The sequence below is a fragment of the Sulfitobacter sp. 1A13496 genome, assembly GCF_043557225.1.
Taxonomy (GTDB): Bacteria; Pseudomonadota; Alphaproteobacteria; order Rhodobacterales; family Rhodobacteraceae; genus Sulfitobacter; species Sulfitobacter faviae.
Genome location: NZ_JBIFFP010000005.1, coordinates 198,509 through 222,076 on the forward strand (window position 1 = coordinate 198,509; position 23,568 = coordinate 222,076).

Below are 23,568 nucleotides of genomic sequence, written 5' to 3' on the forward strand. Positions count from 1 at the left end.
GCGTCGCTCACCCTCTCGCCGGTCACTCTTCCGGCAGGGCGTCGGGCCGCAGTTCCTGAACGAATTTGTCGAAATCGTCCGCGGCTTGGAAGTTCTTGTAAACAGAGGCGAAACGCACATAGGCCACGGTGTCGATCCGGGCCAGCGCCTCCATCACGATCTCACCGATATGTTTCGAGCTGATGTCGGTCTCGCCCATGCTTTCCAACCGGCGCACGATGCCCGAGATCATCTGATCGATACGTTCGGGATCAATGGGGCGTTTCTGCATGGAGATACGGATCGAGCGTTCCAGCTTGTCGCGGTCAAAATCCTCGCGCTTGCCGGAGGTTTTGATGACCACAAGGTCGCGCAGTTGCACCCGTTCGTAGGTGGTGAAGCGGCCCCCGCAGGCCGGGCAGAACCGTCTGCGCCGGATCGAGACGTGATCCTCGGCCGGGCGGCTGTCTTTCACTTGGGTGTCGATATTTCCGCAAAACGGGCAGCGCATCGGCCGTCCCCCTCTTCATCCTGCCTCACTTGTGGGGCGCGCGGCCCTCTTGTCAAAACTTATAGGGGAGCCGCGAGGTTTTGGGTAGAGAAGATTTCCACAGCTATATCTTGCGTTCAAAAATGTGTCATGGACCCGACGCCATGCCCCTGCGTTGGTCAGCGAAGGCTATAAACGGAGCATACCATGACCAAGACACTTTTCCTGACCGGCGCCTCCAGCGGGATCGGCGCCGCCACCGCCCGCGCCGCCGCGAAAGCGGGCTGGAACATCGGCCTCTTTGCCCGGAGCGAAGAGAAATTGAACGCCCTCGCTGATGAGATCGGCGATCAGGCGTTGGTGCTAGTGGGCGACGCCACAGATTACGACGGGCAGAAACAGGCAATCGACAAACTGGCCGACCACTTCGGACAAGTTGACGCCGCCTTCGCCAATGCCGGTCGCGGCACCAGCCCCGCGGGGACGGAGAATGGCGACCCGCAGGATTGGAAGGCGATGGTGGACCTGAACATCATGGGCGCGCTCTACACCGCCAATGCCGCCATGCCGCATCTACGCAAGACCACGGGGCAATATGTCGTCACTGGCTCTGCCGCCGGGCGGCGTCATATCCAAGGCTCGATCTACGGGGCGACCAAGTGGTTTATCCACGGCTACGCAGGTAACTTGGCGGATGAGATGGCCGAATGGGGTGGCCGCTGCATGGTGGTCTCACCCGGCATGGTCGACACCGCCTTTTTCGATGAGGCCAAACCCGACAAGTTGCAGCCTGAGGATGTGGCAGATGCGGTGATGCATGCGCTCGAAGCGCCTGCGCGGGCCGCGGTGCGTGAAATTCACCTGATGCCGACAGGGTGACCCCTGCCCGGTCCGGCGTCAGTCGGCCGGAATTGCGCCGCGATGCGCCGCTGATGCGGGGCGTCGCGATGCTCGAACAGGTAAATGCCTTGCCACGTGCCCAGCATCATCCGCCCCCGCTCGACGGGGATGCTAAGGCTGACCGGCAGGACCGACGCCTTGATATGCGCGGGCATATCATCCGGCCCTTCCATCAGATGCGTGAGATAGCGCATTTCTGGCGCATCGGCGGGCGGCACCAGCCGGGCGAAATAGGCCAAGAGGTCGCGCTGCACATCCGCGTCGGCGTTCTCTTGGATCAGCAGAGAGGCCGAGGTGTGCTGCACCAAGAGCGTCAGCAGCCCGTCCCCCTGCCCCGCAATCCAGCGGGCCACGTCCTCCGTGAACTCGTAGAGCGCCTGACCGCGGGTTTGAATGGTAAAGACTGTCTGCATCTCAGCAGGCTCCCCAGTGCTGCGCCTCTGCGTCCCAACATTGGCCTGCGGCTTCTTTCGCGTCGCTTATGGCAAAGAGGCCCAGTTCCGCTGACCCCCTGTCGCAGGAAAGCGAGGCGATCTCGCGCCCATTCTCGCGCACCGTTACCCCGCCATCGCTGATCTGATCGAGTTTGTCGAAAGAGCTATGGACCTCATAGGTAAAATTGCCATTCCGAAAGGTCGTGCTTTCCCAAATGGCGCGACCTATGCCCGGCCAAGGCTGATGCGCCACCTCCGTGATCGGAGCGCTCAGGGTCAGACCGGGCGCGTCAGCCGGGCCGAAGCGGTAGATCACCTCTTCCCCGTCGAGGCAGACCTCCAACTGCTTTGCCCCTTGGTCAATCGTGCAGGTTAGAACCGTGGCGCTGCGCTGGTGGCAGTGGGCAAGGGCTTGGCTGGTGCCGAGGGTCAGAAACAAGCTGGCGAGCAGAAAACGCATGAGAAAAATCCGTCGTAACAATACCCGCAGAATAAGCCTGCCACCGCGTGAAAACAACGGCTTCCCCGGCTCAGAAATCCCGCAACTCAATTATGCGATCCAGACAGAACTGCCGGGCATGATGGCTGGGCAGGTTCTCTCCCGCGTGGTTGATCGTGACGGAATAGGACTGCCCCCTGTCGCCGCTCGCCCGCTCAGGATTGGTGGTGTAAACGACGCCGGTACGGCCCACACCGCTCACCGACGGGCCGCGGGGGGTTTTGATATAAAGCCGCTCCCCGCGCGGAAGGCCCAGCACGTCCTGCGCAAACTCCGCCGCGGCGCACCAAATGTGACGCGCGCCTGCGCCGTGGTCTTCGATCACCTCGAACTCCTGCGCGGTGAGGGGCACGACGATCAGCCGGTTCTCGGCCCGGTAGGCCTGTGCGGCGGCTTGCAGCGGCAGCATAAGACAAAGAAGGGTAAGGACAGTTTTGCGCATCATGGGAACCTTCTTGGGATACCCCCTTGATGTAAGCGGCGCGGGCGGCAGGTCAAAGACCCGCCCCGCAAAAGAAAACGCGGCCACCGGGGCCGCGTTTTGGGTTATTGATCAAGGAAGCTGCGCAGCTTGCGCGAGCGGCTCGGATGTTTGAGCTTGCGCAGTGCCTTGGCTTCGATCTGGCGAATACGTTCGCGCGTGACCGAGAATTGCTGGCCGACCTCTTCGAGCGTGTGATCGGTGTTCATGCCGATACCGAAACGCATCCGTAGCACACGTTCCTCGCGGGGCGTGAGCGAGGACAGTACCCGCGTCGTGGTCTCCTTGAGGTTTTCCTGAATGGCGCTGTCGAGCGGCAGCACGGCATTCTTGTCCTCGATGAAGTCACCCAGCTGGCTGTCTTCCTCGTCGCCGATGGGCGTCTCAAGGCTGATCGGCTCCTTGGCGATCTTCATCACCTTGCGGACCTTTTCGAGCGGCATTTGCAGCTTCTCGGCCAGTTCCTCGGGCGTCGGCTCGCGGCCAATCTCGTGCAGCATCTGGCGCCCGGTCCGGACCAGTTTGTTGATCGTCTCGATCATATGCACCGGAATGCGGATGGTGCGTGCTTGGTCAGCAATCGAGCGGGTGATCGCCTGACGGATCCACCATGTCGCGTAGGTGGAGAACTTGTAGCCGCGGCGATACTCGAACTTATCCACGGCCTTCATCAGGCCGATGTTGCCTTCCTGAATGAGATCAAGGAATTGCAGGCCACGGTTCGTGTACTTTTTGGCGATGGAGATCACGAGGCGCAGGTTCGCCTCGACCATTTCCTTCTTGGCCTGACGGGCTTCTTTCTCACCCTTCTGGACCTGCTGCACGATGCGGCGGAATTCCGAGATATCTAGGCCGACGTATTGGCCGACCTGCGCCATGTCGGCGCGCAGTTCTTCGACCTTTTCGGAGGAGCGTTCGATGAACATCTGCCAGCCACGACCGGACTTCTCGGCCATCCGCTCCATCCAGTTGGGATCAAGCTCATAGCCGCGGTAGTTGTCGACGAATTCCTTGCGGTTGATGCGCGCCTGGTCGGCGAGCTTCACCATGGCGCTGTCGATCTGCATGATGCGGCGGTTGATGCCGTAAAGCTGGTCGATCAGCGCTTCGATACGATTGTTGTGCAGGTGCAGGTCGTTCACCAAAAGCACGATTTCCGACCGCAGCTTCTGATAGGTCTCTTCCTGTTCCTTGGTGAAAGAGCCGTCTTCGTTCAGCGTGGCCGAGATGCGGCTGTCCTGCATCGCGCTGAGCTTTTCATAGTCATCCGCGATGATGTCGAGCGCTTCCAGAACCTGCGGTTTCAGCGCCGCTTCCATGGCCGCAAGGCTCATGTTGGCCTGTTCGTCCTCGTCGTCGTCGTCATCCGACGAGATCGGATTGCCGTCGGCGTCATACTCGGGCTTGGATTCTTCGGTCTTGGTCTCGCCCCCGGCGGCGGGGGCGACGACCGGAGAGGTCTCCTCCTCATCGCCCATCTGCGTGCCAAAGGTGGCTTCAAGGTCGATCACATCGCGCAGCAGAATGTCTTCGGAGAGAAGTTCGTCACGCCAGATGGTGATGGCCTGGAAGGTCAGCGGGCTTTCGCAAAGCCCGGCGATCATCGTGTTGCGGCCAGCCTCGATGCGCTTGGCGATGGCGATCTCGCCCTCGCGGCTCAGCAGTTCGACACTGCCCATTTCGCGCAGGTACATGCGCACCGGGTCATCGGTGCGGTCAAGCTTCTCGGAAGTGCCGGAGGACAGCGCCACATCGCGGTTGGACTCAGTGGTCGCAACCTCGGTCGAGCCTTTGTTCTCTTCCTCTTCGGCTTCCTCGTCTTCGATGATGTTGATGCCCATTTCCGAGAGCATCGACATCACGTCTTCGATCTGTTCCGAGCTGACCTGATCGGGCGGCAGGACCGTGTTGAGCTGATCGTAGGTGATATAGCCCTTCTCGCGGGCCTCACCGATCATCTTCTTCACGGCGGCTTGGCTCATGTCGAGCGAGTGGCCGGCCTCTGAATCGTTGCTCTTTGCGTCGTCATTCGTATCTTTGGCAGCCATCTCATGCTCCTTCAGCGCGTCAGCGCGAATCATCCGCAGACGATTCGGTTTTCCGAATCATGCGGGGTTATGGGTGATTCTTAAACCCGTTGCCCAGCATTTTCAAAAAGTCCTGCAAATGGGCCACGCCGATGCTTATCCGCGGCCCTTTGACTTGTCATATTTAATCGTTCCCAACAGCGCGTCCAATGCGCTGCGCTCATCGCGGTCCATCGTCATGCCGTTGTCGCCCACGTCGAATTCCCCGTTGCTTTCTTCCTGTGCGCTGCGGCGGGCAAGATCGGCGGCACGGGCCGCTTCGCTCAAACGCCAGGTGACCCCCTCATCCGCCGGGCCGCTGAGGTCTTCGACGGCTTCGGCGATCTCTTCGTTCAGCCCACGGGCAGCATCCAGTTTGGCCAGTTCCTCGGCCACGGTCAGGCGGGTCATGTCCACATTGCCAGGATTGCGGATGCAGGGCGTGATGGCAACGTGGCGTTGCCCCTTCATATTTTCAAGTGTCTCCCAGCCGAGGGAATAGGAAATCTCCTCGCGCAGCATCTCTTCGCCCGCATGGCCAAAGCGCAGCAGCAGATCGCGCAGCCGCGCGTGATCAGGGTCATCGCAGCGCATCGCCTCCAACCCGGTCTCGAAGGTCTCAATCAACTGCGGGCAATCGACGAGGGCCACAAGGATCACCGCCTCGCGCAGATGCATGCCCACCTGCTCATCGCTCATCGCCACGAGGGCCGAGGCTTTGGTGCTGGCCAGCGGGGCCAGCGGCGCGCCCCAAGCAGCGCCCTTCCCGCCTTTGCCCTTGCCCGGCGCTTTGCCCCCGACGGGGCGGAATTCGGGCCGTTTCTTTTGCGGACGGAACAGCTCCCACCGCAGATCCTTGATCTCTTGCCCATAGTGGCTGCGGATCGACGGGTCGCGGATCAGTTTGATCTTTTCGCGCAGGCTTTTGTCCAGCGCCGCTTTGCGTTCGGGGCTGTCGAAAACCTTGCCCTCGGTCTCACGCTGCCACAGCAGGCGCACCATGGGCAGGGCATTGTCCAAGAGCTTTTGCAAGGCCCCCGCCCCCTGCGCGCGCAGCAGATCGTCAGGATCCTGCCCCTCGGGCATGACCGCGAAACGCAGGCTCTGCCCGGCCTCCAACAGCGGTAGGGCCAGATCGATCAGGCGCAGCGCGGCGCGTTGGCCCGCCGCGTCGCCATCCAGAGTGATGATCGGCTCAGGCGCGATCCGCCACAACATCTGCAATTGGTTCTCAGTGATCGCGGTGCCCAAGGGGGCCACGGCCCCTTCGAACCCCGCCCCATGCAGGGCGATCACATCCATATAGCCTTCGGCCACGATCAGCGGCTGCCCCCGCCCTGCGGCGGCGCGGGCGTGTTTGACGTTGTAAAGGCTGCGGCCCTTGTCAAAGAGTTCGGTCTCGGGCGAGTTGAGGTATTTCGCCTTATCCTCGGGGTCCATCGCGCGACCGCCGAAGGCAATCGCCCGACCCTGCGCATCGCGGATCGGGAACATGATGCGCCCCCGGAACGTGTCATAGGGCTTGCCGCCCTTGGAGGAGGGTTTCGCCAGCCCCGCGCCGAGGATCAACTCATCCGCCACGCCCTTTGACTTGAGCGCATCCCAAAGCCCCTGCCAACTGTTCGGGGCGAAACCAATCTCCCAATGGGCCTGCGCCTGTTCCGACAACCCGCGCTTGGCCAGATAATCGCGCGCCGCCCCCGCCGCCCCGGTGCGCAGTTGCAGGCGGAACCATTGCACCGCTTGCTCCATTACCTCGGCCAATTGCGTGCGCTTGTCGGCCTTGGCCTGCGCGCGGGGGTCTTGCTTGGGGATCGTCATGCCGACTTCGCGGGCGATGATCTCCACCGCTTCCATGAAGCTCACATTCTCGGTCTCGCGCACGAAAGAGATCGCATCCCCCTTCGCGTGGCAGCCAAAGCAGTAGTAGAACCCTTTGCGATCATCGACGTGAAAGCTGGCGGATTTTTCCTGATGGAAGGGGCACGGCGCCCACATGTCGCCCTTTCCCTGATTGGACTTTCGGTTGTCCCAAACAACCTTGCGCCCCACCACCTGAGACAGGCTGGCGCGGTCACGCAGTTCTTCCAAAAATCCGGGGGGCAGGCTCATGGCTTCATATACCGGCTGGGGCAGTTCAGAGTCCAGAGGAGGCAGAGCGGCAGCGGGCGGTAAAACGCCCCTCTTGCCGGGCAGCGCCCCCTGCCCGACACGGCGTTGGTCAGCCTATTGGGCGAGGCACATTTCTTTCCAAGCGGCGGCGAGATCGTTCTTTTTCACGTCGCGCATCTTCATCTCGTAGACCCAAGGGGTCACCAGCGGGATCGCGGTGTTAAAGCTCTCGGGCCATGTCGCCTTGGCCTTCACGGCGGCGGGGACTTGGCGCTCTTTTACGCGGTCGAGGCGGGCCTGCTGCACGGCGGCGACCACGGCGGCCTGATGCATGCAGCTCGTCTCTTTCTTCGAGGCCGCCAGCGCCGGGCCCGAGACCGCCATGCTGATCGCGGCCAATGCGGCGAATATCGTTTTGTTCATGTCTATGCTCCGTTGTTTGCCTAACGGGGATTCGGGCCCCTGCCGCACAACCTAGCGCCGCGATGCCACCGCTTCCATAGCGCGGCGCAACTCCTGCACCAAAGTGGCGGCCATCGACCGATAGACCATCAACAAAAAGCCGGTGTCGGTGCGGGTGATCGCGGCGGGCATGTCGCGCAATGCGCTGCGCAGGGTCTGACCGGGCTTGAACGCCGCCGCGCGCAGGTCCAACGGGGCCAGCCGCGCCAGCACATCTTCGGCCCCCGGCCCCTGCAACTCCGCCACTGCCCATCCGTCCGAGACATCGACAAGGGCTGCATGTTTCGCGAGCGCCTCATCCGGTACGGGCCCGACAAGCAGCGCCTCTTCCCGGCCAAACCACAAGCATTGGACATCGCCCTTGGCGGTGTTCTGAAGCGGCTCCGGCAGGGCAACCCCATGAGCCGTCTCCAGCGCCTTGGTGAGGGCCGCCGGATCAAACACGCCCAGCACGGTCAACTGGCCCAGATCGCGGGCCGCCACCGTGATCTCACCGATGTGCAGCGGGAGCAGATCGCCGAACGGTGTTTGCGCTTTCACTTCAACCACGGGCGCGCCCTCCTTCAGGTTCCACAAAGACCGGGGCGCAGATCTCCACCTCCGCCTCGATTTCGCGCAGATGGTCAACCATGCGCATCACCTCCCCATGCCGTGCGCGGCCCCGGGTGACAAAGCCCAGCCCGATAAAAGTGCCAACATCCGGCGAAAAGCCGACCGAGGTCGTATGGCCTTGCGCATTCTCGCGGCTGGCCTCGGCCCCGGCCTCGAACAGAAACGCCCCTGCGGTGAGTTGTTTCACCGCGCCGACGGGCCGCAGCCCGACCAGTTGCGCGCGGTTTGGGTCGCGCAGGCCGGGGCGTTCGGACATGGTCTTGCCGATACAGTCCTTGGCATCCGACAGCATCCTCCCCATGCCGATATCCTCTGCCGTGGCGCGGCCGTCGATCTCTGCATGGGTGATATGGCCCTTTTCCAACCGCAGCATGTTGAGCGCCTCCATCCCATAGGCGCCGCCCTGCAACGCCTCGGCCCGCGCGACCAGCAGGTCGAACAGCGCCGCGCCATAGCGCGCGGGCACGGCGATCTCATAGGCATGTTCGCCCGAGAAGGAGATGCGGAACAGCCGCGCCGCGACCCCGCCGAGCCGCACATCGCCGCAGGCCATGAAGGGGAAGCTGTCATTGTCGATCGGCTGCGCCAGCAGCCCGTTCAGCAATTCACGAGACTTCGGCCCCGCCACGGCGAATTGCGCCCATTGTTCGGTGACCGAAGACAGATGCACCTGCCATTCGGGATGCAGACATTGCGTGACGAATTCCAGATGGCGCATGACCTCACCGGCAGCGCCAGTGGTGGTGGTCATCAGGTAATGCGTCTCACCCAAACGCGCGCAGGTGCCATCGTCCATGACGAAACCGTCTTCGCGCAGCATCAGCCCATAGCGCACCTTACCGACCTTTAAGGTGCTGAACTTGTTCGTGTAAACCAGATCGAGCAGCTTGGCCGCATCCGGCCCCTGAATGTCGATCTTGCCTAGGGTCGAGACATCGCAGATGCCCACCGTCTTGCGGACAAAGCCGACCTCGCGGTCACAGGACTGACGCCAGTTTCGCTCCTGCCCGCGCGGAAAATAGCTGGGGCGATACCACAGCCCCGCCTCCACCATCGGGGCGTTCATGGCAAGGCTGGCCGCGTGGCTGGTGGTCAGCCGTTCGGGCGCAAAGCCCTTGCCCTGCCCGCCCGCGCCCATCGCTGCAATCGCAACCGGGGTATAGGGCGGGCGGAAGGTGGTCGTGCCCGTCTCGGCAATGCCGCGCCCGGTGGCATCGGCCAGCACCGCCAGCGCCGCCACGTTGGAGTTCTTGCCCTGATCGGGGGCCATGCCTTGGGTCGTGTAGCGCTTCATATGCTCGACCGAGCGGAAACTCTCTGCCGCCGCCTGCTGCACATCCTTCACGCAGACATCGTTCTGGAAATCCAGCCACGCCCGGCCCTTGCCCGGCACCGCCCAAAGCGGGGCAAGGCGGTAGGGCGCGTCATCGGCCTGCGGCAGATCGATGGGCTCCGGCTTGCGGCCCAAAGCCGCCAGCGCGTCCCCTGCCGCCGCCACACCTGCCGCAAGGCAGCCGTGGGTCGAGAAGCTGCCGTTACAGGCCCCCGCCACATGCATCCCCGGCACCGCGCCGGGGGTGGGCACAAAAGCATGGATCTCCGGCGACCATGTCGGTCGCCCGTTCATATGGCAGGTGAGATGCAGCGATGGGTTCCAACCGCCCGACATGGCCAGACAGTCGGCCTGTATCTTATGTACGCCCCCGGCCGTGCGGATCGACACCGCCTCCAGCTCCTTGCCGCCCGAGGTGTTGCAGACCACCGCCGCGCTCAGCACCGGGAAATCCGCGTTTTCAATTCTGACGCCCTCGCGGCTGTCGATCAGTGCGGCCACATGCACGCCTGCCGCGGCCAGATCGCGCGCGGTGCGGTGCGCGTCGTCGTTGTTGCCAAAGACCGCGACTTGCTTACCCGGGGCCACGCCCCAACGGTTGAGGTAGGCTCGCACGGCGCCCGAGGTCATGATGCCCGGGCGGTCGTTGTTGGCGAAGGCCACGGGACGCTCCAAAGCACCTGCCGCGAGGATGGATTGCTTGGCTGCGATGCGCCAGAAACACTCAAGCGGCGCGCCCTCACCCCGCCGCGCGCGGTGTTGGTTGACCCGTTCCAACGCGCCGAACATCCCGCCGTCATAGGCGCCGGTCACCGTCGTGCGGGGCATCAGCCGCACATTGTCCATCGCCGCGAGTTCCGCGACCACGCCCGCCGCCCATACATGGCCCGGCTCACCATCGACACGCTCGTTCTCGGCATTCAGCCGCCCGCCCATCAGCGCATATTCATCGGCAAGGATCACATCCGCCCCCGCCCGCGCCGCCACCAGCGCCGCCATCAGACCCGTCGGGCCTGCACCGATCACCAAAAGATCGCAAAAGGCATAGGCTTTCTCATAGGCGTCCGCATTGGGCTGGCCGCTCAGCAGCCCCAGACCCGCCGCGCGGCGGATCACCGGCTCATAGACGCGCCGCCAAAAATTGCGCGGCCACATGAAGGTCTTGTAATAGAACCCCGCCCCGAGGAACGGCGACGCCAGATCGTTCACCGCCATGAGGTCGAGATCGAGGCTCGGCCAAGCGTTCTGGCTGCGCACCTGCAAACCTTCGTAAATCTCTTGCATGGTGGCGCGGACATTGGGCTCTGACGCGGGGCCGACGCCGGTAGTCACCAACGCGTTCGGCTCTTCGCTGCCTGCGCTCAGCACCCCGCGCGGGCGGTGGTATTTGAACGACCGCCCCATCAGCCGCTGCCCGTTCGCCAGCATGGCCGAGGCGACCGTATCGCCCGCAAAGCCGTCGTAGCGCCGCCCGTCGAAGGTAAAGCTGACCGGCGTCTCCCGGTCGATCAATCCGCGCCCTGCAATCCTCATGCCATGGCCCTTTTCACATCCGATGCCAATTCCACGGCCCGCACCGCATGGGTCACCGTATCGCGGGTGACGACGAGCCAGGCGCCGCAGCCGGTCTCATGCTGCCACAGGTCGCGGGTCTCTCCCGCCGGGTTGTCGCGCAGGTGCAGATAGGCGTCCCAGTCCTCATCCGAGGCATCGGGCGCAGGCCGGGCCAAGGCGATGGCATCGCCGCGATAATAGAACTCCCGCCGATCCCGGCTGCCGCAGATGGGGCATTCGATCCGCATATTGGCCCTCCCTCAGTGCAAGTTGTGCTGAGACCCGGTGGCCTCTTCATCCATCAGGCCTTCGCCCGAACGGAACCGGTCGAGCCTGAAGCCCGCCGCCGTCTCATGGGGCTGCCCGGTGGCCATCAGATGCGCCAGCGCATGGCCCGAGGCGGGCACCGCCTTGAAGCCGCCGTAGCACCAGCCGCAATCGACGAACAAACCCTCCGTCTCGGTCTTGTCGATGATCGGGCTGCCATCGGGTGTCATGTCCATGATCCCACCCCAAGAGCGCAGCACGCGGGCCTTGCCGATCATCGGCATCAGGGTCATCCCCGCCTCCATCACATGCTCCATCATCGGCAGGTTGCCGCGCTGCGCGTAGGAGGCATAGAAGTCCAGATCGCCACCAAAGACCAACCCGCCCTTGTCGGACTGGCTGATATAGAAGTGCCCCATGCCAAAGCTGATCACATGGTCGATCACGGGCTTTAACCCTTCGGAGACGAAAGCCTGCAAAACATGGCTCTCGATCGGCAGGCGCATCCCCGCCATGGCGGCGACTTGGCCCGAGCGCCCCGCCGTGACGATCGCCACCTTCTTGGCACGGATCGCCCCGCGCGTGGTCTGCACGCCGCGCACGCGGCCGTTCTCGATGTCGATGCCGGTGACTTCGCATTGCTGGATCAGATCGACGCCGCGCTGGTCCGCGCCGCGCGCATAGCCCCACGCCACCGCATCATGGCGCGCCGTACCGCCGCGTCGGTGCAGCAACCCGCCGTGGATCGGAAAGCGCCCGTTGTCATAGTCCAGATAGGGCAGCAGTTTGCGCAGACCCTCGCGGTCAAGCAATTCCGCATCGTCGCCCTGATTGATCATCGCATTGCCGCGCCGGGCCGAGGCATCGCGCTGCGCGTCTGAGTGAAACAAGGTGATCACGCCGCGCTGGCTGAACATCACGTTATAGTTCAACTCTTCCGACAGCCCCTCCCAGAGTTTGAGCGAATGGCTGTAGAACTCGGAATTGCCGGGCAGAAAGTAATTGCCGCGCACCACGGTCGTGTTGCGCCCCACGTTTCCCCCGCCGAGATAGCCTTTTTCGAGCACCGCGATATTCGTCATGCCGTGGTTCTTGGCGAGGTAGTAAGCCGTGCTCAGCCCATGCCCGCCGCCGCCGATGATCACCGCGTCATATTCCGCCTGCGGCTCTGGATCGCGCCATTGCGCCGTCCAACCCCGATTGCCGGTCAAGCCTTCGCGCAATACCCGCAGTCCTGAAAATCGCATCATTCGCCTCCCCCGGTCTTGGCGCAGTCAAGCAACTTGGGGCGCAAGTATCAATGACCGAAAACGCTTCCCCCGGCCCCTACGCCCGCAGGCGGCAAAAAGGGGCGCAGGACGCCCCTTTTTCGGTCACTTCAAGAGAGGCGATACGCCCCTCAAAGCCCCTTGGCGTGATAGCTCGCCGCGACCTTTTCGATCGAGACGAGATAGGCCGCCGTGCGCAGATCATCGACATCGTCGCGGCTGTGCCAAACGTGGGCCATCGCCTCATAGGCCGTGCGCATCGTGTCATCGAGACCGGAACGGACCAGTTCCAACTCCCCCGCACCGCGCAAATACTTCTCTTTGAAGTCGGGGCTCAGCGTCCAGCCGAGGTCCTTATCCGCGCTCAGCCGCTCAAGCTCATCCACCACCAGTTGGTGACGCGATTCCTCGGCACGGCGCTGCATGCGGCCAAAGCGGATGTGGCTGAGGTTCTTGACCCACTCGAAGTAAGAGACCGTCACACCGCCCGCGTTGGCATACATATCAGGCACGATCACCGTGCCCTTCTTGCGCAGCACCTCATCGGCCCCGGCGGTCACCGGACCGTTCGCGGCCTCGATGATCAATGGTGCCTTGATACGTTCGGCATTGGTGAGGTTGATCACCCCCTCCAGCGCGGCGGGGATCAGGATATCGCAGTCCGCTTCCAAAAACTTGGCGCCATCCTCTTCGAACTTCGCATCGGCATAGCCTTTGATGGTGCCATGCTTTTCGATCCACTTGTGCACGGCTTCGACGTTCAGCCCGTCTTCGCTGTGCAGCGCGCCGTCGCGTTCGATGATCGCGGTAATCTTCGCGCCATCTTCTTCGCTGAGGAACTTGGCGGCGTGATAGCCCACGTTGCCGAGACCCTGAATAATGACCCGCTTGCCGTCGAGCTTGCCGGAAAGGCCCGCTTTCTTCAGCCCCTCGGGGTCGCGGAAGAAGGCTTGAAGCGCATATTGCACACCCCGGCCTGTCGCCTCGGTCCGGCCTTGGATGCCGCCCGCGTTGATCGGCTTGCCGGTGACACAGGCCACACCGTTGATGTCGGTGGTGTTCATGCGTTTGTACTGGTCCGCGATCCAAGCCATCTCACGCTCGCCGGTGCCCATGTCGGGGGCGGGCACGTTCTGCGCGGGGTGGATCATGTCGCGCTTGATGAGCTCATAGGCGAAACGCCGGGTGATCAGTTCAAGCTCATGTTCATCATATTCACGCGGATCAATGCACAGCCCGCCTTTGGAGCCGCCAAAGGGCGCCTCTACCAGCGCGCATTTATAGGTCATCAGCGCGGCCAGCGCTTCGACCTCGTTCTGGTTCACGGCCATGGAATAGCGGATACCGCCCTTCACAGGCTCCATATGTTCGGAATGGACCGAACGGTAGCCGGTGAACGTATGCATCCGGCCCCGCAGACGCACGCCGAAACGCACCGTGTAGGTGGCATTGCAAACGCGAATTTTTTCTTCGAGACCGGGCGGCAAATCCATCAGCGCGACCGCGCGATTGAACATCAGGTCCACACTGTCGCGGAAACTCGGCTCATTGGCTGGATTCATCGGTCTCTCCTCTTCTTGTCCAGTCGCGGTTCCTTTGTTTGCGGGCGCGACTCATCTGGCTGCCCTAGGGGCATGCAGTCGCACCGTAGGACGCCTCATGGCGGGGCGCGACCCAATTCCTCGCGATTTGCGAAACTTTATCAACTGTGGGTAGGGGCGGCCCGCGCCACCCTCCCCGCCCGGTGGAAATCGGCCCAAAACGCCCCCGAAAACCGGCCCCAAGCGCCGCCTATTGCCCCAGACGCGCCAAACTCTGGACACTTTCCCGCAGCACAACAGGGCAAGGCAAATGCCGCCCATTCCCTTTGGCGCCCGCAGGACGCCACAGGAAGAGAGGTTGATGACGATGCGCGATAGCACTCACAGTTCGGAAAATCCCTCGCAGTCCCTGCCCGCGCTGCTGCGCCGCTTCGCGCGCGAAGAAGACGGGCTGGTCACGGTCTTTGCCATTCTGATGATTTTGCTGATGATCCTCATGGGGGGCATCGGCGTGGACCTGATGCGCCATGAGCGCGAACGCGCAAGGGTGCAGGCCGTGGCCGACCGCGCCGTGTTGGCGGCGGCGGACCTCGACCAGACGCTCAGCCCCGAGGCCGTGGCCCGCGATTATTTCGACAAGGCGGGGCTGGCCGAATATGTATCCAGCGTAACGGTCGACGAAGGCTTGAACTACCGCCGCGTCACCGTCGATGCCTCGCGCACGCTCAACACGATGTTCATGAGTAAATTCGGCCAAGACCGGCTGCATGTCCCTGCCAGATCCACGGCGGAGGAAAAGGTGAACAAGGTCGAGATTTCTATGGTGCTCGATATCTCGGGCTCCATGCGGGAGAATGGCAAGATGGCCAACCTCCATGACGCGAGCGACGCCTTCATCGACACCGTGCTGAAGCCCGAGAACGCGGACCTGATCTCGATCTCCGTCGTGCCCTATACCGCGCAGGTCAACGTCGGGAAGGACATCATGGATGAGTTGAACGTCACCCAGCTGCATTCTTTCTCCCATTGCGTTGATTTCGACGACAGCGAGTTTGACCTCACCGCCATCAGCCAGACCCGCAGCTATGAGCATATGCAGCACTTCGAGGCGGGCTATAGCTGGAACGGTTATCACCGCGACAACACCGGCCGTTATGACAACATCTACAACCCCGGCTGCCCGAAGCAGGATTACGAAGAAGTCGCGCCCTATTCGCAGAACGCCGCCGCGCTGAAAGCCCGGATCTCCAATTTCCAGCCCCGCGCGAACACCGCCATTCATCTGGGCATGAAATGGGGCGTGGCTCTGCTCGACCCGTCCTTCCGCGCGATCAATCAAGCCATCGGCGGCGATGCGGCCTTCCAAGGGCGCCCGGCTGATTACGGCGATATCGACACGCTGAAAACGGTGATCCTGATGACCGATGGGGTGAACGTGACCACCCGTCGGATCAACCGCCAAGTCTATGCCAACCGGGACCACTACCGCCACTGGAGCGACTACCCCTTCTACTGGTGGCTGAACCGTAATGTCCGCTCAAGCGAGCGTCACCGCTGGTACTGGACGAAATACAGCGCATCGCAGGCCGATACCCTGCTCGACAACATCTGCGACGCGGCCAAGGCCAAGGGCATCGTAATCTGGTCGATCGGCTTTGAAGTGACCGACCATGGCGCATCGGTAATGAAGAACTGCGCCTCCTCCGACAGCCATTTCTTCCGCGTCGAAGGGGTGGAAATCGTCAGCGCATTCGAGGCCATCGCCCGCCAGATCAACCAGTTGAGGCTGACGCAATGATACAGCGCTGCATCAAGGCATGGCGCCGGTTTCGCGGCGATGAGGATGGCTCGGCCATGTTGATGGAATTCGCCATCCTGTCGCCGCTGCTCTTCGGCTGCCTGCTCATGTCTGTCGAGATGAGCTTTTACGCCATCCGCCACATGTTCCTTGACCGGGGGCTCGACATGACGGTGCGCTACATCCGGCTGAACACCAATACCCCGATGACGCATCAGACCATCAAGGACAAAATCTGCGAGGCCGCGATCTTCTTGGATGACTGCGAAGAGACCCTGCGCCTTGAGATGATCCGCGTGGACCCGCGCAATTTCGCCAGCTTCGACCAGTCGCCCGATTGCGTCGACACTTCCGAAGACCCCAGACCGGTGCGCGGCTGGACCCTTGGGGTCGAGCATCAGTTGATGCTGCTGCGCGCCTGCGCACGGTTTGAGCCCTTCTTTCCGACCACCGGCCTTGGCTATGCCCTTGAGAAAGACGGCGCGGGCCGTGTTTCCATGGTCTCAAGCGCAGCCTTTGTACAGGAGCCGAATTGATGCGCGTTTTCCGCAGTTTGCTGGCCCGGTTCAAAGGGCGCGAGGACGGCTCCATCGCCGTTGAGACGGTGATCATGTTGCCGCTGATGTTCTGGGCCTATCTGGCCATGTATTCGACCTTTGACACCTTCCGGATGTACAACCTCAACCAGACGGCGGCCTACACCGTGGGCGATGCCATCTCGCGCGAGACGCAGGCGATTGACGCGGACTATCTCCAAGGGATGCAAGAACTGTTCGAGTATCTCACCCGGGGCACCGGGCAAACCGCGATACGGGTCAGCTCGCTTTGGTATGACGCGGAAAACAACCGCTATCAGGCCGATTGGTCGCAGGTACGCGGCACGGTTGAGCCGTTGACCAGCGACGATGTGCGCAATTGGCATGACAAACTGCCCGTCATGCCCAACAACGAACGCGTCACGCTGGTCGAGACTTGGCGCGACTTCGAGCCGCTGTTCAAAACCGGGTTGGAGCGGCGCGACATTCACAACTTCGTCTTCACCCGCCCGCGCTATGCGCCACGCACGGTCTGGTCAGACGGTTAAGCGGCCTCACGCTCGGCCAGTTTGGCGCGGATGATCTCGGCAATCAGCTTGGTTTCATTGGCCGGGGTCATGCCGCCCACGCCGATCCGGCGGCCAAGGCTCCACCACAGGCCCAAGCGCCAGCCCCGCGCCACGCGGCGGTTGGTCTTGAGCAGGAAACCGTTCGAGGGTTTGACCGCGAAAGCGCCCTGATCGATGCGCGCGATCTCGTCCATGCGGACGATCACCCGGCCATCGGCATCGCGCAGCGCCTCTTCGGTCAGTTCCACCGCACTGGCGGTGGCGCGGCGCATCACCTCGGCAATCGCGATAAAGCCAAATCCCACCAGCACCAGAACGCTCTGCCAGACCGGATCAGGCGAGCGGGTCAGCGCGGAATAGATCAGCAGCAGCCCCAGCCCTGCCAGTGACAACAGCCCCACCGCCCGCCGCGCGGGTGACGCCTTGGCCGTGGCCAGCACGGTCTCCGCGTCGCTGTGCATCATCTGAGAGGTGTCGGTCATGGGCCGGGCTTTCTAAGGGGCAAGGGGCCGGTTAACGCCGCCCCCTGCCGGGGTCATTCGCCCTCGGCCTAGCCCGCCGTCCGGCAAAGGGCAAGACCGGGCACCGGGCCGCTCAGCGTTCCCGTTTGCCTTTCTTGCGGGGCGGCCCCGCTTCCAGCCGCTGTTGCAGCTTGTCGGCATAGTCTTGACGGGCGGCGGCATCCATCGCGCTGACCTCGGCCAACCAAGCGTCATGGGCGACCTGCTGAACACCCGCGGCAGCCTCCCCTTGGGCGGCGAGCACCGCGGCGGCCACATCCGCCTGAAAGGGCTCGGCCCGAAGCGCAGCAAGCATTTCGTCGTAAAGCGCGCGCCGCGCTTCCCGGTCGAGGTGATGCGCCTTGCCGCTGGCGCGCATTTTGCTGTGCAGTTCGTGCCGCGTCTCGGGCGGCAGTGTCTGTACGTAGGGCGAGGCATAGCTGCGCAGCCCCGGCAAATCGCCAGCGCCACGCGGCCCGGGCCCGCCATGACGCCACATCGCCCCGCCAAGCGCGCCGAGGATCATCACGTTCAACGCCAGCGACAGACCAAGCGCCAATCGCATGAGGCGCCTGCGCCGTGTTGTGGGATCCTGTGTCATCTCAACTTTCCTCCATGTCCCAGCCAAATCCACCGAATTCGCTGCCTGTGTCAGCCGCCGTGAGGTCCGAAGTCTCGGTCTCCCATGTGCCGGTCACGAACTGCCCGGCCAAATCCGGCATGCCCTCGGGCGGTGCCACTCCGACCCAAACCCCGACAGCCGCGGCAGTGGCAAGACCGCTCAGCCCCGCCGCACCGCCCAAGAGTTGCCAGAGCGCTTGATGCCACGGCTGGCGCGGTGCTTTGGGCATATGCGCTTCGGCATCGGCCAGAACGCGGGCCTGCAAATCGGCCGAGACCTGTGGCGGATTGGCCCGGGCCGCGGCAAAGAAATCTTCCAGATCGTCGACGTCACTCATTTTCAAACCCCAATGCGTCCCGTTGTGCCGACAGTTGCGCGGCCAATGCCCGTTTGCCCCGCGCGGTCAGGCTTTCCACCGCTTCGACCCCGATGCCCAGCACCTCTGCGATCTCGGGATTGGCCATACCGTCGATATGGCGCAATACCACCGCTTGGCGCTGGCGGTCGGGCAAAGTGGCCAGCGCCTTTTGCAGCGCGTCCACACGGGCGGCCTGCTGCATCTGCTGCGCGGCACCGGGGGTCGGATCGGCAGGTTCTGCCACATCATCGAGCCCGGCCACGCCCGCCCCACGGCGGCGGAGCCGGTCGGTGCAGAGGTTGGCCACGACACGGTAGAGCCAAGTGGTCACCTTGGCCTCGCCCCTGCGCCACTTCGGCGCCTGACGCCAGAGCCGCAGCATCGCCTCTTGGGCCACATCCTCGGCCTCGGCCCGGTCACCGAGCACCCGCAGCGCATGGCCGTGGAGGCGCGGCACCAGCCGCGCGGTCAGCAACCGCGCCGCCGCCGCATCGCCATTGGCATAGCGTTGCAACAACTCGGCATCCGCATCTTGCTGCGCGTTGGGCAAATCCTGCATCCCGTCCATGGCTAAGGTCCGGGCGCGCCATGATCAAGCGCGCCCAAAGCTTCATTTAGTCCTGCTGCGGCTTGTCATGGTGCTTTTTGTGGCCCTTGTGGTGCCGCTTGCCATGCATTTTCGCCGCTTCGAACTCTTCGGCGCTGACGCTGCCGTTACCGTCTTTGTCCAGACGCTCGAACATCTTGGCCGGATCGTGGCGCTGTGTCATCTCTTCCATCGAGAGTTTGCCGTCGTCATTGGCGTCCATACGCTCGATCATGCGGGCGCCCTTATCACCGCCCTTATGACCGTGCTTGCCGCCCTCTTTGCCGCCGCGCTTGCCACCGTGTTTGTCGCCCATGGCTTCCAATTCGGAAGCGTCGAGGCTGCCGTTGCCATCGGTGTCGAAACGCTCAACCATCTTGGCGGCGCGATCGGCGCGGCGTGCATCGCCCGCGGCCTTCAGCTCTTCGCCGGTCACGAAACCGTCGCCATCGGCATCAACCTTGGCAAAACGCGCTTCGGCATGGGCCTGAAACTCTGCCTGCGTGATCGCACCGTTGCCATCTGCGTCAAGCTGCTGAAACCGGTCCTGCCCGTTTGGCTGCGCGGTGGCGGCCACGGCACCCACGGCCAACAATCCGCTGAGGGCTGCGATCTTCATATTGGTACGAATGGTCATCTTGATACTCCTCGTTTTTTAAAGATCGTCTCACGCTTTTGCGCCGCGATCACAGGGTCAAACGGCGGGGCGAGAAACTTCCGTCGCAGGTTTTCAAACTTTTTTCGGAAAAATCGGCAAAGCCCCGCCCTGCGCGACATGGCGCCGCAACGGCAACCTCCGGTCTTTTCATTTCACGCCCCAGACTGCATCTATCCCTCAACCAGAGGATCGCCCCATGTCACAGACCCAGCAATTGTCCCCCGACACCGCAGAGACCGACGCCAGCGAAGAGCGGCCCCGCTTGCCTGCCATGCTGCGCGGCTGGCGTGGCAAATGCCCCTCCTGCGGGGGCGGAGAGCTGCTGCATGGCTATCTGAAAGTGAACGACGACTGCGCGGTTTGCCGTCAGGAGTTCCACCACCACCGCGCCGATGACGGCCCGGCCTATCTGACCATTCTGCTGGTCGGTCACCTTTTGGCACCGGGGCTGCACATCGCCTATGTGGTCTGGCGGCCCGAACCTCTGACCCTGTTCACCATTTTTGCGGTTGGCTGCACGGCGCTGTCGCTTTACCTTCTGCCCAGACTGAAGGGGGCCATGATCGGCTTTCAATGGGCCAAAAGGATGGGCGGCTTCGGCCGGTCAAACTAAGGCGGCCCGCCCTTCGGCCCCTGACTGCCGGAGCATCGCCGCATGACCATCGACAAGACCAAAATCCGCAACGCCGCCACGGTGATCGTGCTGCGTGACCGCCATGAGACCCCGCATATCCTGATGGGGCAACGCGGGGCCAAGGCGGCCTTCATGCCGAATAAATTCGTCTTTCCCGGCGGGGCGGTGGACGCGGGCGATGCCCATGTACCCCTTGCCGCCCCGGTGAACGCGCTTTGCCACGGCAGGCTTTGTGATGATGCCGAGCCGACGCTCGCCCATGCCATCGCCGTCGCTGCCATTCGTGAACTATGGGAAGAAACCGGTCTGGTGCTGGGCCGCAAGGGCGCGTGGAAGGGGGGTGTGCCGTCCGACTGGCAGAGCTTTGCCGCCACGGGCCACCTGCCCGATGCCTCTGCCCTGCAATTCGTGTTTCGCGCCCTGACACCGCCGGGCCGCCCGCGCCGCTTCGACGCGCGTTTCTTTCTAGTGGATGCCGACAACATCGCCAGCGACCCCGATGATTTCGACGCCGCCTGTGATGAGCTGTCACATCTGCAATGGGTGCCGCTGAGCCGGGCGCGGTCTTTCGACATGCCCTTCATCACCGAAGTCGTATTGGCCGAGGTCGCCGCGCGCGCGCGCGACACCAGCCCGCCCGCCTCGGTCCCGTTTTTCAAGAACAACGACGAAGAAAGCCTGTTCCTGCGCCTGCATGGCCGCCCGATGTCGGGTTAGGTCACCAAAACCAGCATCAAGATCGAGACCGCCAGCACCGACATGCCCGCCCACTCCCGGCGCGAAATCCGCTCGCGGAAGAACAGGGTCGTGGCCGCGATGCTCAGCATCAGTTCGACCTGCCCCAAGGCCTTCACATAGGCCGCGTTTTGCAGGGTGAAGGCGATGAACCAACAGAGCGACCCGCCCATCGAAGTCAGCCCGATCCAAACCGCCACCCGCCGCGCGGCCCAGACCCGGCGCATCTGCCCCGGTTCGCGCAGGCGCAGCCAAAGGGCCATGATCAGCGTCTGCATCAGCACCACCGCCGCCAGCGTCACGCCCGCACGCAACAGCGGATCGCCCGAGGCCACGGCGAGCGAAGCGCCGCGATAACAGACTGCCGAGATCGCGAAGAGAAAGCCCGAGGCGATGCCCAGCCCCGCCGCACGGTTGCGCAGATCGCCGAGTTGCAGCCCCCGCGCCTCGGCCCCGCCGGACAGCAACAGCAGCCCCAGCACGCCAAGGGCGATGGCCGCAAAGCCCGCGCCCGAGACGCCCTCGCCCAGCACGATCCAGCCCATCAGAACGGTCTGGATCACCTCGGTCTTCTTGAAAGTGATGCCCACTGCGAAATTGCGCTGCTTGAACAACAGCACCACGCAGACCGTCGCCATGATCTGCGCCGTGCCGCCCATCAGCCCGTACAGCCAGAAGCCCGCCCCAAGCGGCGGCAGCCCCTGCCCGCTTAGCGCCAGATAAAGCAGGAGCAACAGCGCCACGAAGGGCGCGGAATAGAGAAACCGCGAAAACGTCGCCCCGCCTGCCGAGAGCGTATCGGTCGCCAGATGCTTTTGCAGCATGAAGCGCCCGGTCTGAAAGACGGCGGCGGCAAGGGTGACGAGGATCCACAGATCGGGGGCGAAAGCACTGTCCATAACAGCCTATAGGCCGAAGGCGGGCGGCAGGGCCAGTGCCTTAGGGCCTCATCTTTAGGGCCCCGAGGTCATAGCCGTTGAAGGCCAAGATCTCCTGTGCTGCGGCGATCCGGTCCGCCCCGCCTGTCGCCTGACGGTCAAGGATCCAGCCATATCCGCCATCGGGGCTGCCGATGACCGCTGTGCGGAAGCCTTCGTCGACCCAGAGCACCCAGAAAGGCCGCTCGGCCCCGCCGACGGCGGCGCGCATCGTGTAACGGCCCGGCCCTTCTGCGCTCAGCGCCCAAAGGGTGCGGGTGTTGCGGCATCCGGCGCTGTCGCAGATCTGGCGCTGTTCGATCAGGGTCGGCCCTTGCGGCGCGAAGGTCACGGCTTGCAGATCGGCGTCACCGGGGAATGCCGCCCGGACCTGCCAATCGCCGCCAAAACGTGCCGCGTCATAGCGGCTGGTGGCCCCGATCAAAGCCTCCGCATCGCGAAACCCGCTTTGTGCGGGCGGCGCCTCGCCGCCGCTACACGCCGCGAGGGCAACCAAGAGCAGCAACATGGCCCCCCGCCGCGCCAAATGCATCCCAAGGCGGCCCATCAATAGGGCATCGGATGGGCTTTATGCGCCGCGTCGAGGTCGGCCATCACCTCATCGCTCAAGCTCAGCTCCGCCCCTCCAAGCGCCACGTCAAGCTGCTCAAGACTGGTCGCGCCAAAGATGACCGAGCCCATGAAGGGCCGTGTCGCACACCATGCCAGCGCCATCTGCACCGGGTCGAGCCCATGTTTCTCGGCCACATCGAGATAGGCCGCGACCGCCTCAAAGGCGCGGGGGGTGACCCGACCGCCCAGATCTTCGTTCAGCGACAGACGCGACCCGGCGGGGATCTTCCCGCCCTGATATTTCCCGGTCAGCAACCCCGCGGCCAGCGGAGAGAAGGCCAGCATATCGATCTGCTCATTGACGCAGGTCTCGGACACATCGGTATCGGCCAGTCGGCACATCAGCGAATATTCGTTCTGCACCGAGATCGGGCGCGGCCCGCCCACACGTTCGGCCACGGCGGCCCATTGGGTCAGCCCCCAAGCGCTTTCGTTGCTGAGGCCAAAGGCGCGGATCGTCCCGCGTTCGACCTCACGTTGCAGCGCGCCGAGCGTGTCTTCCATATGCGCAATGGTCTCGGCCCGGTTCTGGCTCGACGGGTCGTAGTGCCAATTCTTGCGGAACATATAGCTGCCGCGGTTCGGCCAGTGGAATTGGTAAAGGTCGATGTGATCCGTCTGCAAGCGCTTCAGCGAGCCTTCGATGGCGCCCGGGATCGTGTCGGAGGAAATCGGCGCGCCGTCGCGGGCGTGCTGCATCCCTTCGCCGGAGTGTTTGCTGGCCAGAACCACCTCGTCCCGGCGCTTGTCGCGGGCGAACCACTGGCCGATGATCTCTTCCGTCCGGCCAATCGTCTCGGCGCTGATCGGGTTCACGGGGTACATCTCGGCAGTGTCGATGAAGTTGATCCCGGCCTCCAGCGCGCGGTCGATCTGCGCATGGCCCTCCTCGGCGGTGTTCTGGGTGCCCCATGTCATGGAGCCCAAACAGAAATGCGAGACCTCGATATCGCTAGAGCCGAGCTTTTTCATCTTCATCTTGTGGTCCTCGCTTGTGATTTGCCCGCAACCTAGCCGCCTGCCC

26 protein-coding genes are annotated in these 23,568 nt (G+C 63.4%); 6 read left to right on the forward strand and 20 right to left on the reverse strand.

From position 1 onward, the window contains the following. Positions 1 to 22: 22 nt before the first annotated feature. Positions 23 to 490, reverse strand: a complete 468-nt coding sequence (nrdR, locus tag ACGYLX_RS13285) for a transcriptional regulator NrdR (RefSeq protein WP_067264800.1) — start codon at positions 488 to 490, stop codon at positions 23 to 25. Between the two features lie 186 nt (positions 491 to 676). On the opposite strand from nrdR, the gene ACGYLX_RS13290 reads away from it, so the two are divergent. Next, positions 677 to 1,348 carry an SDR family oxidoreductase gene (locus ACGYLX_RS13290; RefSeq protein WP_394450065.1) on the forward strand — a complete coding sequence of 224 codons (672 nt, stop codon included), beginning with the start codon at positions 677 to 679 and terminating at the stop codon, positions 1,346 to 1,348. Here ACGYLX_RS13290 and ACGYLX_RS13295 read toward each other — a convergent pair. The 11 genes from ACGYLX_RS13295 to ACGYLX_RS13345 all read right to left on the reverse strand — a co-directional run bounded on the left by ACGYLX_RS13295 (position 1,327) and on the right by ACGYLX_RS13345 (position 14,019). Beyond that, complete coding sequence (locus ACGYLX_RS13295; protein WP_394450067.1) at positions 1,327 to 1,782, reverse strand: secondary thiamine-phosphate synthase enzyme YjbQ; 456 nt, start codon at positions 1,780 to 1,782, stop codon at positions 1,327 to 1,329. The two genes, ACGYLX_RS13290 and ACGYLX_RS13295, sit on opposite strands and share 22 nt — an antisense overlap. 1 nt (position 1,783) lies before the next feature. Then, positions 1,784 to 2,263, reverse strand: a complete 480-nt coding sequence (locus ACGYLX_RS13300) for a hypothetical protein (protein WP_394450068.1) — start codon at positions 2,261 to 2,263, stop codon at positions 1,784 to 1,786. Positions 2,264 to 2,333: 70 nt separating this feature from the next. Further along, a complete protein-coding gene (locus ACGYLX_RS13305) occupies positions 2,334 to 2,747 on the reverse strand; it encodes a hypothetical protein (RefSeq protein WP_394450070.1) in 414 nt (137 codons plus the stop codon). Positions 2,748 to 2,848: 101 nt separating this feature from the next. Continuing rightward, a complete protein-coding gene (gene rpoD, locus ACGYLX_RS13310) occupies positions 2,849 to 4,831 on the reverse strand; it encodes an RNA polymerase sigma factor RpoD (RefSeq protein ID WP_394450072.1) in 1,983 nt (660 codons plus the stop codon). Positions 4,832 to 4,966: 135 nt separating this feature from the next. Next, positions 4,967 to 6,961, reverse strand: coding sequence for a DNA primase (gene dnaG / locus ACGYLX_RS13315; RefSeq protein ID WP_394450074.1), 1,995 nt, complete (start codon positions 6,959 to 6,961; stop codon positions 4,967 to 4,969). 114 nt (positions 6,962 to 7,075) lie between these two features. After that, complete coding sequence (locus ACGYLX_RS13320) at positions 7,076 to 7,384, reverse strand: hypothetical protein (RefSeq protein WP_209219329.1); 309 nt, start codon at positions 7,382 to 7,384, stop codon at positions 7,076 to 7,078. Positions 7,385 to 7,435: 51 nt separating this feature from the next. Further along, positions 7,436 to 7,972: a sarcosine oxidase subunit gamma gene (locus ACGYLX_RS13325; RefSeq protein ID WP_394450076.1), complete on the reverse strand. Its 537-nt coding sequence runs from the start codon at positions 7,970 to 7,972 to the stop codon at positions 7,436 to 7,438. After that, positions 7,965 to 10,901, reverse strand: a complete 2,937-nt coding sequence (locus tag ACGYLX_RS13330; RefSeq protein ID WP_394450078.1) for a sarcosine oxidase subunit alpha family protein — start codon at positions 10,899 to 10,901, stop codon at positions 7,965 to 7,967. Before ACGYLX_RS13330 ends, ACGYLX_RS13325 begins: the two co-directional genes overlap by 8 nt. Continuing rightward, positions 10,898 to 11,170 carry a sarcosine oxidase subunit delta gene (locus ACGYLX_RS13335; RefSeq protein WP_067264779.1) on the reverse strand — a complete coding sequence of 91 codons (273 nt, stop codon included), beginning with the start codon at positions 11,168 to 11,170 and terminating at the stop codon, positions 10,898 to 10,900. The genes ACGYLX_RS13330 and ACGYLX_RS13335 overlap by 4 nt, the downstream gene beginning before the upstream one ends. Before the next feature lie 12 nt (positions 11,171 to 11,182). Then, complete coding sequence (locus ACGYLX_RS13340) at positions 11,183 to 12,436, reverse strand: sarcosine oxidase subunit beta family protein (RefSeq protein WP_394450166.1); 1,254 nt, start codon at positions 12,434 to 12,436, stop codon at positions 11,183 to 11,185. A gap of 152 nt (positions 12,437 to 12,588) precedes the next feature. Then, positions 12,589 to 14,019, reverse strand: coding sequence for a Glu/Leu/Phe/Val dehydrogenase (locus ACGYLX_RS13345; protein WP_394400518.1), 1,431 nt, complete (start codon positions 14,017 to 14,019; stop codon positions 12,589 to 12,591). 346 nt (positions 14,020 to 14,365) lie between these two features. Between ACGYLX_RS13345 and ACGYLX_RS13350 the strand changes: the two genes are divergently transcribed. From ACGYLX_RS13350 to ACGYLX_RS13360, 3 genes are read left to right on the forward strand one after another with little or no spacing between them, the layout of a single operon-like run. Continuing rightward, the gene (locus tag ACGYLX_RS13350; protein WP_394450080.1) at positions 14,366 to 15,796 is read left to right on the forward strand and encodes a pilus assembly protein TadG-related protein; all 1,431 of its coding nucleotides are present in this window, start codon (positions 14,366 to 14,368) and stop codon (positions 15,794 to 15,796) included. Next, entirely contained in the window at positions 15,793 to 16,332 is a 540-nt protein-coding gene (locus tag ACGYLX_RS13355; protein WP_168612391.1) for a TadE/TadG family type IV pilus assembly protein, read from the forward strand. The genes ACGYLX_RS13350 and ACGYLX_RS13355 overlap by 4 nt, the downstream gene beginning before the upstream one ends. Then, entirely contained in the window at positions 16,332 to 16,880 is a 549-nt protein-coding gene (locus tag ACGYLX_RS13360) for a TadE/TadG family type IV pilus assembly protein (RefSeq protein WP_394450082.1), read from the forward strand. Before ACGYLX_RS13355 ends, ACGYLX_RS13360 begins: the two co-directional genes overlap by 1 nt. Here the strand turns inward: ACGYLX_RS13360 and ACGYLX_RS13365 are convergent. The 5 genes from ACGYLX_RS13365 to ACGYLX_RS13385 all read right to left on the reverse strand — a co-directional run bounded on the left by ACGYLX_RS13365 (position 16,877) and on the right by ACGYLX_RS13385 (position 19,604). Then, positions 16,877 to 17,383: a hypothetical protein gene (locus tag ACGYLX_RS13365; protein ID WP_394450084.1), complete on the reverse strand. Its 507-nt coding sequence runs from the start codon at positions 17,381 to 17,383 to the stop codon at positions 16,877 to 16,879. The two genes, ACGYLX_RS13360 and ACGYLX_RS13365, sit on opposite strands and share 4 nt — an antisense overlap. 112 nt (positions 17,384 to 17,495) lie before the next feature. Further along, on the reverse strand, positions 17,496 to 18,002 hold the full coding sequence (locus ACGYLX_RS13370; RefSeq protein WP_394450086.1) for a periplasmic heavy metal sensor: 507 nt from the start codon (positions 18,000 to 18,002) through the stop codon (positions 17,496 to 17,498). Position 18,003: 1 nt separating this feature from the next. Further along, entirely contained in the window at positions 18,004 to 18,360 is a 357-nt protein-coding gene (locus ACGYLX_RS13375) for a hypothetical protein (protein WP_271691757.1), read from the reverse strand. Next, positions 18,353 to 18,949, reverse strand: a complete 597-nt coding sequence (locus ACGYLX_RS13380) for an RNA polymerase sigma factor (RefSeq protein ID WP_394450088.1) — start codon at positions 18,947 to 18,949, stop codon at positions 18,353 to 18,355. The genes ACGYLX_RS13375 and ACGYLX_RS13380 overlap by 8 nt, the downstream gene beginning before the upstream one ends. Before the next feature lie 46 nt (positions 18,950 to 18,995). Beyond that, positions 18,996 to 19,604 carry a calcium sensor EFh gene (locus tag ACGYLX_RS13385; protein WP_394450090.1) on the reverse strand — a complete coding sequence of 203 codons (609 nt, stop codon included), beginning with the start codon at positions 19,602 to 19,604 and terminating at the stop codon, positions 18,996 to 18,998. A gap of 217 nt (positions 19,605 to 19,821) precedes the next feature. Here ACGYLX_RS13385 and ACGYLX_RS13390 point away from each other — a divergent pair, with 217 nt between their 5' ends. Beyond that, complete coding sequence (locus ACGYLX_RS13390) at positions 19,822 to 20,238, forward strand: DUF983 domain-containing protein (RefSeq protein WP_247744700.1); 417 nt, start codon at positions 19,822 to 19,824, stop codon at positions 20,236 to 20,238. Between the two features lie 42 nt (positions 20,239 to 20,280). Continuing rightward, complete coding sequence (locus tag ACGYLX_RS13395; RefSeq protein ID WP_394450092.1) at positions 20,281 to 20,976, forward strand: DNA mismatch repair protein MutT; 696 nt, start codon at positions 20,281 to 20,283, stop codon at positions 20,974 to 20,976. Here the strand turns inward: ACGYLX_RS13395 and ACGYLX_RS13400 are convergent. The 3 genes from ACGYLX_RS13400 to ACGYLX_RS13410 are packed head-to-tail and all read right to left on the reverse strand — an operon-like array spanning position 20,973 to position 23,522. After that, the gene (locus ACGYLX_RS13400; RefSeq protein WP_394450093.1) at positions 20,973 to 21,893 is read right to left on the reverse strand and encodes an EamA family transporter; all 921 of its coding nucleotides are present in this window, start codon (positions 21,891 to 21,893) and stop codon (positions 20,973 to 20,975) included. The genes ACGYLX_RS13395 and ACGYLX_RS13400 overlap by 4 nt on opposite strands. A 40-nt stretch (positions 21,894 to 21,933) precedes the next feature. Next, entirely contained in the window at positions 21,934 to 22,440 is a 507-nt protein-coding gene (locus tag ACGYLX_RS13405) for a lipocalin family protein (RefSeq protein WP_394450095.1), read from the reverse strand. 38 nt (positions 22,441 to 22,478) lie between these two features. Beyond that, entirely contained in the window at positions 22,479 to 23,522 is a 1,044-nt protein-coding gene (locus ACGYLX_RS13410; protein WP_394450097.1) for an aldo/keto reductase, read from the reverse strand. Positions 23,523 to 23,568: the final 46 nt, after the last annotated feature.